Consider the following 12,241-nt stretch of genomic DNA (forward strand, 5'->3'; position numbering starts at 1 on the left):
GGGCTGAGTATGTCATTCGAAGAACCCAACAGCGATGGTCAGGATATCCGTGAGGTGGAGCGTGCCATCATGTCGCGCCCTGCCGAGCACAACACCACCAATCTGGACCTGGATCGGATGAGCCTGATACTGGACCTCCTGGGGCATCCGGAGCAGAGCTTCCGTGTCATCCACATCACCGGAACCAACGGGAAGGGGTCAACGGCCCGGATGGCTGAAGCCATCGCCCGCACCTACGGCATGAGGACGGGCCTCTATACATCCCCCCACCTGGAGCGGATCAACGAGCGGATCGCCATCGATGGGCAGGAGCTGTCGGATGAGCGCTTCGTGGATGTATACCGGCAGATTGAGGACTTCATCACGATGGTCGACGACCGGTTCGCCAAGGAGGGGCGGCCGCCGATGAGCTTCTTCGAGGTCCTGACGGCCATGGCCATCTGGGCCTTTGCGGACGCCCCCGTGGATGTGGCGGTTGTTGAGGTCGGCATGGGCGGACTCTGGGACGCCACCAACGTCCTGAGTGCGGATGTTGCCGTCATCGGTCCGGTTGACTTGGATCACATGCAGTGGCTGGGCGACACGGTCGAACAGATAGCCACCGAGAAGGCGGGAATCATCAAGGAGGGTTCCACCGTCATCGTAGGGCCGCAGCCCCATGAGGAGGCTGTCATGCCAATCATCGAGGCGGCCGCCCGTGAGCGTGGTGCAGCCCGGGTCCTCCATGACGGGCAGGAGCTGGAGGTGGTGTCCCGGATGCCCGCCGTGGGTGGTCAGGTGGCCACCCTGCGCACTCCCAACGGGGAGTACACCGAGGTTCCCATCGACAAGTTCGGAGCCCACCAGGCCCACAACGCCCTTGCTGCCCTGGCTGCAGCCGAAATCGTCATCCCGGTCAGCGGAACCCTCAATCAGGATCTGGTGGACGAGGCCCTGAGCGAGGTCGGCGTTCCGGGGCGCATCGAGCAGATACGCAACTCGCCCACCATCATCATCGACGGCGGGCACAACCTGAACGCCGCCCAGTCCCTGAGGGAAGCCATCGAGGAGAACTACCACTTCGAACAGCTGGTCGGGGTGGTGGCCATGATGGCCGACAAACAGGTCGAGGACTATCTGGGTGTTCTGGAGCCGATCATGGACCAGATCATCGTCACCGAGAACTCCTGGCGTGACAGGGTCATGCCCGCCGAAGACCTGGAGAAGATCGCCAAGCAGGTCTTTGGTCCCGACCGGGTCATCAGGAGGGACTCCCTTCCCGACGCCATCCAGGAGGCCGTCAATATGGTCGACGCCGAGGATGAGACCGGTCTGGGATACGGCAGGGGTGTGCTGATCTGCGGCAGCTTCGTCACCGCAGGCGACGCCCGTACCCTTCTCAAGGAGCATCACAACCCCGATCTGGACAAGCCCAAATCGGAGCGTGCCTGATGTACCTGAAGGAGCTGACGCTCAAGGGCTTCAAGTCCTTCGCCTCGGCCACCACCCTCCGGTTCGAGCCCGGCATCACGGCCGTGGTGGGCCCGAACGGGTCGGGGAAGTCCAACATCGTGGATGCCCTGGCCTGGGTGATGGGGGAGCAGGGGGCCAAGAGTCTGCGTGGCTCCTCCATGGAGGACGTGATCTTTGCAGGCACCTCCTCCAGGCCGCCGCTTGGACGGGCACAGGTGACCCTGACGATCGACAACTCCGATCATGCCCTGGACATCGACTATACCGAGGTGACCATCTCGCGAACCATCTACCGCAACGGTGGTTCCGAGTACGCCATCAACGGATCCGCTTGCCGTCTCCTGGACATCCAGGACCTTCTGAGCGATACGGGCCTGGGCCAGCAGATGCATGTCATTGTCGGGCAGGGGCGCCTGGACGAGATTCTCAGGGCCGATCCGAGCGGGCACCGTGCCTTTATCGAGGAGGCCGCCGGGATACTCAAGCACCGCAAGCGCAAGGAGCGGGCCCTGCGCAAGCTGTCCAACACGGAAACCAACCTGTCGCGCCTTGATGACCTGATAGGGGAGATTCACCGCCAGCTGGGGCCGCTGGGCCGCCAGGCGAAGGTTTCCCGTCGGGCCGACAAGATACAGGTCTCCCTGCGGGACGCCCAGGCCAGGATCGATGCCGAGGATGCCCTGAAATCAAAGGAGGGGCTGGTCTCGGTCCGCCAGGAGATGGGGAGTGTCCGCCAGGACCTGACCTCGCGTCAGCGTGATCTTGCCCGGGTCAAGCTGAAAATCGAACAGGCTGAGTCGGTCTCCAGCAGATCGAACCCTGAAATGGAGCGAATCAATCAGGTATGGCATGACCTGACCCAGCTTCAGGAACGGTTCCGGTCGATGGCCTCCTTGGCCGACGAGCGGGCGCGCTCCCTCCAGGGACGCATCATCGATCATCCGGGAGACGACCCGGAGATACTGCGCAAACGAGCCAAAGAGCTTGAAGATCAGGCTGAGGCCCAGGAAACGCAGGTGTCCAATGCCCGTATCGCCCTGGACAAGGCGGTGCAGTCCAGGGCCGACCAGGAGAAGCAGCTGGCGGCCCTCCGCCAAACCCTGACCGAGCTGCGACAGAACGCTCGGCGGCGTGATGCCAGGCTGGGCGACCTGCGACAGATGGTGGCCAAGGAGGAATCGGCCCTGGATCTGGCCCAGCGACGTACGGACGACTTCGATCAGCAGGAGGTGGGGCTGGTCAAGGAGCAGGACCAGGCCAGGCAGCGTCTGGACCTTCTGGAGGAGGAGTCCAGGGAGCCTGCCCAGGAAGATCCCCAGGGCATCGAATCGGCCCAGGAAGCCAAATCGAAGGCCCGTCAGGAACTGGACGCCCTGGAAGAGCAGCAGCGCCTGCTCGATGCCCGGATCATCTCCCTCAAGGCCAAGGCCGATGCCCTGACCGACACCATCGAGAGCAGGAGCGCCTCGGACAAACTGACCGGTCAGGACGACTTGGTTTCCCTGGGTTCCGTCACCGATTTCATTCAGGTCGAGGAGGGTTGGGAGGAACCTCTGGCCCATGCCTTGCGTGATTATGCCGGAGCAATCGTCGTGGACGGCCCCGATACCCTGCTCAAGGCCCTGGACCGTGCCCGTGATGACAGACTGGGTAGGGCGGCCCTGCTTGTGCCGAGTGACGTAGTGCAGGACGATGCCATTCAGAAGTGTGCGGGGGAAGGCGAAGGCCACAGGTCCGCAGCATCGCTGGTCGGACCACGCAAAGCAGTCTCGGAGGGTGAAAGCGGCCAGGCCGACAGGGTTCTGGCGGCCATCCGCCTTCTGCTTGCCGGAACGGCAGCTGTAGAGGACGGTCGAGCCGCCCTGGAAGCTCTGGAAACGGGAGATTGGGATCAGGCCGTGACCCGGGATGGAGATCTTTTCGACCGGGTGGGGGCCGTAGGCGGTTCATCCCCGGCCACCAGCGACCTGGCCTTGGTGGCCCGCCGGGACAGGGCCTTGGCGGAATCCGAAGGGCTGGCCCGGGAGTCGGAAGCCCTCACACCCAAGGTGGAGGAGGCCCGGAAGACCCTGGATCTGGCTATCAGGCAGGTGGAGGAGGCCCGGAACCGACAGACCGAGGCAAGGCTCAAAGCCGAACAGTCCGCCCGTGCCCTGGAAGGGGCCAGGACCCAGGCGGCGCAGGTCAAAGCGCGGCTCCAGGACCTGAGGGAGCGCAGGGATCAGGCTCAGGAGCAGATCCATATGCACACCCTGAAGCTGGAAGACCTCAAGTCAAGCCTGGCCAAGGCGGAGGCCAACGGGGACGACCAGGTCGACCTGGATGACATGGACCGCCGGTCGGGGGAGTTGGAAGGTGCCCTGGACCAGGCCCGGTCCCGGGAGATGGAGGCCCGGTTGACCTGGAAGGAGGCCGACCGGAAGGCCGGTTCCCTGACCCGGCAGGTGGAACTGCTCATGGATCAGGCCAATCAGGCGCAGCAACGCAGGGAACGTCAGCAGAAGGAAAACGAGCTGCGTCGCCAGGAGGTCGGAACACTCAGAAGCATCAGCTCCCAATCCATGCTTCTGTCCGACCTGGTCACCAAAAGCATGGAGGCGGCCACACAGGAACGGGAACGCCTCCAGGAGCGGGTCTCCGCTCAGGATCAGGAGCTGATCGGTCTGCGCAAGGAACGGGATGGGTTGGAGCCCGAGGTGGCCGCCCTCCAGGAACGTGAGCACACCCTGGACCTGAACCGTGAACGCCTGGCCACTGAGGATGGTCAGCTCAGGCAACGGATTCATGACGACCTGGGTATGGAGGTCGATGAGCTCATCCGCGAATACGGACCGGACAGACCGGTACCGGTCCTTGATGACGAGGGCAACCCCGTGCCCCTGGATGCGGACGGGGCCGACTCCGATTCATCTCCGGAGTCGGTGACCGATGCCCGACTTTGCAAGACCGTACCCTATGTTCGTGCCGAGCAGGTCAAACGACTCGAAAAGGCCAAACGGGACCTGGCCGCCCTGGGCAAGGTCAATCCCCTGGCCACCGAGGAATATGATGCCCTACAGACCCGTAACCGATACCTGAACGAGCAGCGCAATGACGTGGTCAAATCCAGGGACGACCTGATGGGGCTGGTCAAGGACCTGGATAAGACCATGGTCCAGGTCTTCAAGGAGGCCTTTGACGACACGGCCGAAGCCTTTGAGCGGATGTTCGGCACCCTCTTCCCCGGTGGCACCGGCAGGCTGCGTCTGGAGAACCCGGATGACCTCCTGACCACGGGGGTGCTGGTCGAGGCCAGTCCCGCCGGGAAGAAGGTCAGACAGCTGTCCCTCCTCTCGGGTGGGGAGCGCTCGCTGACGGCCCTGGCTCTCCTCTTTGCCATCTTCACGGCGCGCCCCAGCCCCTTCTATGTCATGGATGAGGTCGAGGCGGCCTTGGATGACGTGAACCTGACCAGGCTGATCAAGGCCTTCAACCAGCTGCGGGAGCATGCCCAGCTGATTGTCATCACCCATCAGCAGCGGACCATGAGCATCGCCGATTCGCTCTACGGCATCACCATGCGTGGGGATGGTGTCACGTCCGTCATCTCCCAAAAGCTCGACAGGGAGCAGGACGAAGGGTAGGGTTCATCGGTCATCGACACGGAACGCCGTGAACCACTTCGGACCGGGCCCGCCCGTGCGGGCCCAAAGCCGTCAGCGTGCTGGGGCGGAGTGAACCATGTTCCCAAGAGGCTCTTCGACAACTTTGATTGAATCGCTTCTGCTGCTGCTTATTCCTGCGATTACGCGGATATAGGGTCGATCAGTGGGATGATTCCGCCCGGAGTTCCTTGGCCCGTCGCACGGTGGATAGGGCCAGGATGGCCTGAGAGTCCACGATGGGCAGGTCGGGCATGGGGTAAACCTCGTTCAGGGCCGACAGCTCGGTACAGCCCAGCAATACCGTGTCGCAGTGGTAATGTTCCAGGAACTCCTGGACCACGGCCAGATACCGGTCCCGGTCGAACCTGCCCTCCTTTACATCCTGGTAGATCAGGGCGTTGACCTTGTCCTGGAGGGCCTGGTCCGGGTCTACCAGGTCGTAGCCTGCCTTGCTGGCAGGGCTGTGGTAGATGGCCGCATGTCGGGACCCTTCCGTCCCCATGTACCCCATCCGGGGGTGGGTGGAGGAGGGGAAGTGCTCCACGGCCCAGTCGATGGTCTCCTGGGGCATGTTCAGGATGGGTACCGTGGTGCGGTCCTGGAGGCGGGGCAGGACCAGGTGGGCCGTATTGCAGGCCATGACCATGAAGGAGGCACCCATCCGGGTGGCCTGGTCCACATCCTCGGCCAGGTAGGGGTAGGGGTCATTCGTGCTCCGCCCCAGAATGAAGTCCGTCCTGTCCGGGACCGTGGCATGGTTGAAGACCACATAGTCCAGGAACTCCTGATCGCGGGTGGCGTGTGTCTCCTTGTCGAGAACGCGCACGAAGCTCTCGGTGGCCATGGTTCCCATGCCGCCCAGAACGGCGAAGAAGTTCCTCATGCCAGGCCTCCCTTGTCCCTGAAGTACTGGGCATAGCGTTTGCGGTAGATGGAGAACATATGCCGCACCATCAGCCAGCGCAGCGGATTCCTGTCCTGCCTGTACTCCAGGGTGGTTCCCCAGTCGCCGCGCTTGATCATGGACAGGGCACTGTCCTTGTCCTTGGACGGCTGGGTGTAGGTCTGGAAAATGTCCTGCGGGATTTCCATCCATAGCCTGTGTCCCCGGCCGAAGACGGTGCGGCCGTCGAATGCCGAGTCCTCGACCAGGTCCTCAACGAAGTACCGGGCAAGGTTGAATCCGTTCAGGGTCACCACGTAGCTACTTCGTCCCTGGCGGAGGTTGATTTCGAAGAGCTTGTATGTATCATCGCGCGGGTCGTACTTCATATCGAAGTTGGCCACCCCGCAGTAGCCGATATCCTCCAGGAACGTCTTGATCCGGTCGAAGATGCCCTGGTTGTAATCGGGGATGATGGCCGCATAGTTCCCCACGGCCTCAGGGGTCGGGTCCTCCAGCAACGGGTGCCCCAGGAACATCATCCGCACCCGATGGTGCTGGTCCACGTAGGCGTTGAGCACCCGCATGTTCTCATCGCCGCCGGGAATGAAGTCCTGGATGACCATCCTGCCGGTGTACCCCGCCTGGTAGGCACGGCGTATCAGGGTATCCAGCTCCTCCGGGTCCTGGATGATGAAGGCCTTCTTGCGTCCGGGGAAATCGATACCCAGCCACTCGTCGCTGTCGGCGGGCTTCATAGCCACCGGGTAGTCGAAGGGGAGGTTCCGATGCTCACCGGCCTCCACGCCGGCCTTGTCCACGCTCTTGGTCAGCGGATGGGGAAGGTCATATTCCTCGCAAAGGTCGTAGAAGGAGGATTTCAGGCTCAGCCTGCGGTTCAGATCCGCATCGATGGCGTTGAACGCGAAATACCGGCGGAGGGGTGCGCCAACCTGATCCAGAAGGTTGGCGTAGGTATCCCCGCAGGGTAGGAGGATGAGGGTGGTTCCGGGGTGCTTTTGCAGGTATTCCCTGGCCCAGTCCGTCAAAGCCTGGACGAAGACCTGGGGCTTGGTGAAGTCCTTGACGAGATGGACGTCGATGATTCGGCTGTACTTGGTCGGCGACAGCTGGAAGTGGGCGAAGGCGGTCGAAACCAGTCCGTAGGCCTCATGGAAGGCCCTGGCCATGCCGTAGGCGTTGATATCGCTACCTAAAATGACCGGCTGAAATCGTTTCATCTGTGTGGACCACCTGCTGTGTTGACCTCGGTTGGAATACTCGTACGGATTTCTATCATATAGCCCGCCCTCCGCTCATCCCCGGGGTGTGCCTGTGGCACCCAGGTCATGGCTGCGGGTTCCCAGGAGGCGTGCCACGATCCGGTCATCGCCCTCGTAGGGGACCTGCTGGTGACCAACCTTGATCCAGCGCTCCTCACCCTTGCCGATGACCAGGATGACCTGGAGCCCGGTGCCGTCGCCCGCCCCCTCCTGGATGGCCGTGGTGATGGCCTGGGTCCTGTCGAGGATGATCGAGACGTCCAGATCGGGATTGGTCACATAGCCCAACATTTGTCGGCATATGCGGTCGGCTCCTTCCGTGCCTTCATCGTCGCCGGTGATGATGAGCCGATCCACCCTGTTCTGGGCGGCCTGGACGATTCCCTGGCGGCGGTCGATGGCCTTGTCGCCCGCTGAGCCGGAGACCAGGGTGACAGCCGGGTTGCGGTTGCCGAACTGCTCATCCACGAAGTCCAGGAGGGCCTTGACCGAAGCCTGGTTATGGGCGTAATCCACATAAGCCACCCGATTGCCGGAGGCAAAGTGTTCCATCCTTCCGGCGATTCTGACTTCCTCCATGGCCTTCAGGGCCTCCTGGTCGGGTTCCAGGCCGAGAGTCTGAACCATGGCCAAGGCGGCACACGCATTCAGGGCATTGAAGTCCCCGTCCATGGACGGATTGATCGCAGTCATGGGGCCCGAGGCCGGTCCAATCAAATAGGAGTCCGCCGGGCCATCCTCGTGACGTTCCCCGAACCGGACCAGGAAATCTGCATCCTGTCGCGGCCGGGATCCCGCCTCGGTTCTGTCCATGCCGAAGGTGGTCAACGGTGTGCCTGCGGCTGCCGCATCCTGCCTGATCAGGTCGGCATGGGCGCAGTCGGCCCCCAGGACCAGTTTCCTGGAGTTGTAGGTGAGCTGACGCTTGCAGAACAGGTAGTCTTCGAAGGTGGGATGCTCAATGGGGCTGATGTGGTCAGGGGAGACGTTGAGGAATGCGCCCAGGTCGAAGGTCAACCCATAGACCCTGTCCACCTTGTAGGCCTGGGAGGAGACCTCCATGACCATGTAGCGCATGCCGGCATCCACGGCCTGCCGCATCATCCGGAAGAGGTCCAGGGACTCCGGGGTCGTCAGTTCGGACTCCCGGTAGTGCTGCCCGTCCAGGCAGTTGTCGACGGACGAAAGGAGGGCCGCCCGTCCATCCGAAAGCTGGTTGAGCATACTCTGGAGGAAGTAGGCGGTGGTCGTCTTCCCCTTGGTTCCGGTGATGCCGACCAGGGTGAGGTCATCCTGCGGGTATCCGTAGTGGGCCGCAGCTAGGAGGCTCATGGCCTTGCGCACGTCGGAAACGATGATGCCCGGGGCCTGGCACCGTTCGGACAGGTCCGTCTCTGCCACATAGGCAGCCATCCCGGCCTGGTCGCATCCGTCCAGGTATTCGGGCTTGAAATTCCCCTTGCAGAAGAGGAGGCTGCCCTGTTCCACCTGGCGGGTGTCGTAGGTCAGCGTCTTGAACTCGGCAGGCTCGCCGTCCTGGTTCGGAGCATCCAGGGACCAGTCCCCGCCCTGAATCACCTCGCGGAGCAGGTGGTGCCTGCCCAGCAGATCCAGTGCGGAAGTCATCGTCAGAGCCATGCCGTCTCTCCCTTCACCCATTGGGAATCTGGTCGATTGTGCCGGTAGGCGGGAATGCCTCGGGCGCGACCAGAAGCCAAGTCTATATCGGCAAGGGGCGGAAATCTCCTGGCGGGGCATCGCCTTGACCGAATGGACAAAAGCCCCGGGCGGGGGAGGGGAGGTTTCAGAACCAGGTATCGATTGCCGGGCGGCTTCCCTTTGAGGCGAGCCATTCGTTGAACTGCTCCAGCCAGGTTCTGTGCGCATCACGCTGCCAGTCCATGAGCTCGCCCAGGGTGATGCTGCCTACCTGCGGGTAGAGCGTCGTCATAGGCTCGATCAGATCCACCGAGGCCACCGTGTCGGTGGTTGCGTCGTGGAAATCCCCATGAGGAACGACCCCATAGTATTCGGTCGTATAGGTCAGGGTCCGCCGCCCGGAGCGGTGCGAAATGGCCCTGTCGATGACCAGCGGATCGACCACCAGGAGCTCCCTCTCGGGCATTGGTTCCATCCTGCCTGAGCACCATTGGCGAATGTCGCCGTTGAGCATACGTACATCGAAGGGGGCATTGTAGGCCAGGAGCGGTATGTGCTTGCTCTGGGCCGTCATGATCAACCCGGCGATCTGTTCTATCGACTCGGCGGGTTCACTTCCGTTCTCGGCCAGGTATTCGTCGGTGAAGCCATTGACCCGGCTGGCTCCCTCGCTGATATGCCGGCCTGGGTTGATGATCCACTCGGCCACGGCATCACCCTCATACCCTGTTCGGGGGTTACGCAGTACCAGGCTGGCCGATACGATGTTGTCCCGATTGGGGCTGGTGCCCGTGGTCTCCGTGTCGAAACCCAGGAGCCAGGACTGGTCAAGCCTGGTCGTCATATCCTGTTCAGGCGCGGAGTCAAGCGCTTCGTGCAAGGCTGTAAGAACGGTGCTCATGGTTGCAAACCTTCCCTTCAGGGAACATGGTAGCCGAGGGTCTTCTCGGTTGGGTAGTTTCTGCAAGGGGTACCCATGTCGTAACCCCGTACCGGTCGGCCGAATGGCAGAATGGAGGCGTGGCAGATCAACAAGAGCTCGAAGACAGGAAGCGTCGGTTCGAAGAGCTCGCCATGCCGGCTGTGGATGTGCTCTACCGTCAGGCCATGAGACTGACCAACAACCCCGATGATGCCCAGGACCTGGTGCAGGATACCTTCGAGCGGGGGTTCAAGGCCTTCGACAGGTTCGAGCCGGGCAGCAACTTCGAGGCATGGATGACCACGATCGAACGCAACGCCTACTTCAACCAGTATCACAAGGCCAAGCGCCGTCCCAAGCGGGCCAATGACTCGACCGGTGAATACAACGACTGGGATATCTACTCCGCATCGGAGCATGGTTCCGAGGGGCTCAAATCGGCGGAGCAGGAATATCTGGAGACCTTCGCCCCCCAGGAGATCATGGCCGCCCTCGACCGGCTCAGCCCGGAGCGCAGGCGGGTCTTCATCGATGCCGCCATCGACGGGAAGAGCTATCAGCAGGTGGCGGATGAAGAGGGCATCAAGATAGGCACGGTCATGAGCCGGCTGAACCGGGCCAGGTCCCAGCTCCGTCAGGAGTTGGAACGCTATGCCAAGGAGCGTGGATACGGATCTGGCGGGTCCAGGTCCGGTAAGGCCAGTCCGGGCAAGCCCTCAGCAGAACCTGGCGGCGAAGGTGCCGCCCGTCCTAGTATGAAGTCAGGGACAGCGACCAGGGGCCGCTGAACAGGGAGCATGGAGTTCCCCGATACTGTTCAGGAAGCAGGGAATCGCGATGGATAGACGCATTGAAGTGAGTCAGTACGTCTCTGACGACAGTCGTGGGACCGTCAGCATCACCAGCGCCAGCCTGCATATTCACGATGAGACCCCTATGGCACCCGTGGATGATTGCTTCGACCCGGAGACCTGTTGCGATGAGCGGGAACGTCTCCTGATCGAGGAGTTGCGGGAGTATCTGCGTCCCCAGTCTGCGCCGGCCTGCCTGATTGACCGTCTGCGCCGTATGTTCGATCAACTGGAGGATGCTTCGGTGAAGGAAGGCGACACCGCCCGTCGGAATTAGCCGATCCAGAGGTTCTCTTGGTGGTAGTGGGTCTTCGATGACCACACAGGTCCGGTTGCTTCCATGCAGGGAGGGTCCGCATAAAAAAGAACCCCGGTACCAATAGGTACCGGGGCCAACGATCAGGTGTTCGGCCTCTTGCCGTGGTTGGCGGCCTTCTTGCGGCGATCCCTGCGCTTACGTCCGCGCATGCCCATAATGGACTCCTTTGCTACTGATGGTCTTATAAGCCTTGTCGATTATCGCACACCGACTTGACCATTCTCAGATTGTACCCGTCCCGGCCGCCGGTTCAGACCCGTTCCGCCCTGTACCCGATCTGGGTGGTATATACCGATGCCGGTTGGAGAACCACCAGATTCTCGCCGGTGCGGAAGGCGTTTGCATAGGCCGTCATGGGTTCCACGGCAACGCCGGCCGGCCGGAAGGAGGCATCGAAACCGGTGCCGGTGCAGACCTGCCAGGACGTAATGGTCTCGTCGCCCCAGAGCTGAATCCGGATCCCGTCGGGGCGGGTGAAGACGGCCGTGCAGGTTCCGTCACCGGCCCGGTCGACATCGGTCCAGGCGTCATCGAAGGCCTGTCCCTCCAGGCTTGGGCCTTCCCTGAGATCCGTACGTCCCTCAACGGGCTCCTTGCCCTGGGGGAGGAGCCGGTCTGGGCTGGCGATGATATGGGTCCTGCACGGCAGGGAGAGGGAGCACCTGCCGTTGTCCTCCTGAATGGCATCGCCCTTCCCGTTGGCCCCGTTGGCCAGCCAGGGATGGATTCCGAAGGCCCAGGGTGCAGCCTCATCGCCCATGTTGGTGGCCGTGGTGGTCATGGTCAGTCCACGGTCATCCAGGGTGTACGTGACGCCGACCAGGACGTCGAAGGGGTAGGAGGCCAGGTCGGGTACACGCCAGACCAGGGTCACCGAGGACTCGCTGAGGCGCTCAAGCTTCCAGTAATAGCGGTATCCGAAACCGTGGATGGCGGTCCGCCTGCCGTGCTCGTCGATGGGCATGGAATAGGTCTTGCCCTGGAAGGTGTACTCCCCGTCCTCGATTCGGTTGGGATAGGGGACCAGCACGCATCCGTTGGAGCAGGGGACAAGTCCGTCGGGCTCGAAGGACGCAATCAGATCCTGGTCCTGGTACCTCAGTACACGCAGGGTGGCTCCAAGCTCGGTCACTACTGCCGAGTAATCCCCATGGTGAATGCAGTATTGCTGACCTGTACGCGGCATTGCCTGGCCTGCCATCTCACTGTTATGCATAGCTTCACTTCC

At 62.3% G+C, this 12,241-nt stretch carries 10 protein-coding genes; 4 read left to right on the forward strand and 6 right to left on the reverse strand.

Annotated elements, in window-relative coordinates; all coding sequences use genetic code 11:
* The first annotated feature begins 9 nt into the window (after positions 1–9).
* Together bcor_RS02270 and smc are read left to right on the forward strand one after the other, a co-directional pair.
* Entirely contained in the window at positions 10–1,431 is a 1,422-nt protein-coding gene (locus bcor_RS02270; RefSeq protein WP_033497219.1) for a bifunctional folylpolyglutamate synthase/dihydrofolate synthase, read from the forward strand.
* Complete coding sequence (gene smc / locus bcor_RS02275; protein ID WP_033497217.1) at positions 1,431–5,075, forward strand: chromosome segregation protein SMC; 3,645 nt, start codon at positions 1,431–1,433, stop codon at positions 5,073–5,075. Before bcor_RS02270 ends, smc begins: the two co-directional genes overlap by 1 nt.
* Before the next feature lie 181 nt (positions 5,076–5,256).
* Here smc and bcor_RS02280 read toward each other — a convergent pair whose 3' ends face one another.
* The 4 genes from bcor_RS02280 to bcor_RS02295 all read right to left on the reverse strand — a co-directional run bounded on the left by bcor_RS02280 (position 5,257) and on the right by bcor_RS02295 (position 9,822).
* Positions 5,257–5,979, reverse strand: a complete 723-nt coding sequence (locus tag bcor_RS02280) for an aspartate/glutamate racemase family protein (RefSeq protein WP_033497215.1) — start codon at positions 5,977–5,979, stop codon at positions 5,257–5,259.
* A complete protein-coding gene (locus bcor_RS02285) occupies positions 5,976–7,220 on the reverse strand; it encodes a carboxylate--amine ligase (protein WP_033497213.1) in 1,245 nt (414 codons plus the stop codon). Before bcor_RS02285 ends, bcor_RS02280 begins: the two co-directional genes overlap by 4 nt.
* Before the next feature lie 75 nt (positions 7,221–7,295).
* The gene (locus bcor_RS02290) at positions 7,296–8,900 is read right to left on the reverse strand and encodes a UDP-N-acetylmuramoyl-L-alanyl-D-glutamate--2,6-diaminopimelate ligase (protein ID WP_033497211.1); all 1,605 of its coding nucleotides are present in this window, start codon (positions 8,898–8,900) and stop codon (positions 7,296–7,298) included.
* A 166-nt stretch (positions 8,901–9,066) separates the two neighbouring features.
* On the reverse strand, positions 9,067–9,822 hold the full coding sequence (locus bcor_RS02295; protein WP_033497209.1) for an exonuclease domain-containing protein: 756 nt from the start codon (positions 9,820–9,822) through the stop codon (positions 9,067–9,069).
* Positions 9,823–9,995: 173 nt separating this feature from the next.
* Between bcor_RS02295 and bcor_RS02300 the strand changes: the two genes are divergently transcribed.
* Entirely contained in the window at positions 9,996–10,631 is a 636-nt protein-coding gene (locus bcor_RS02300) for a sigma-70 family RNA polymerase sigma factor (RefSeq protein WP_033489853.1), read from the forward strand.
* A gap of 49 nt (positions 10,632–10,680) precedes the next feature.
* Positions 10,681–10,971: a hypothetical protein gene (locus bcor_RS07480; protein ID WP_232340052.1), complete on the forward strand. Its 291-nt coding sequence runs from the start codon at positions 10,681–10,683 to the stop codon at positions 10,969–10,971.
* A gap of 122 nt (positions 10,972–11,093) precedes the next feature.
* Here bcor_RS07480 and bcor_RS07730 read toward each other — a convergent pair whose 3' ends face one another.
* Positions 11,094–11,168, reverse strand: a complete 75-nt coding sequence (locus bcor_RS07730; protein WP_099327425.1) for a 50S ribosomal protein bL37 — start codon at positions 11,166–11,168, stop codon at positions 11,094–11,096.
* 95 nt (positions 11,169–11,263) lie between these two features.
* Entirely contained in the window at positions 11,264–12,214 is a 951-nt protein-coding gene (locus bcor_RS02310) for an aldose 1-epimerase family protein (protein ID WP_033490791.1), read from the reverse strand.
* Between the last annotated feature and the right edge of the window lie 27 nt (positions 12,215–12,241).

Source organism: Bifidobacterium coryneforme (assembly GCF_000737865.1).
Taxonomy (GTDB): Bacteria; Actinomycetota; Actinomycetes; order Actinomycetales; family Bifidobacteriaceae; genus Bombiscardovia; species Bombiscardovia coryneformis.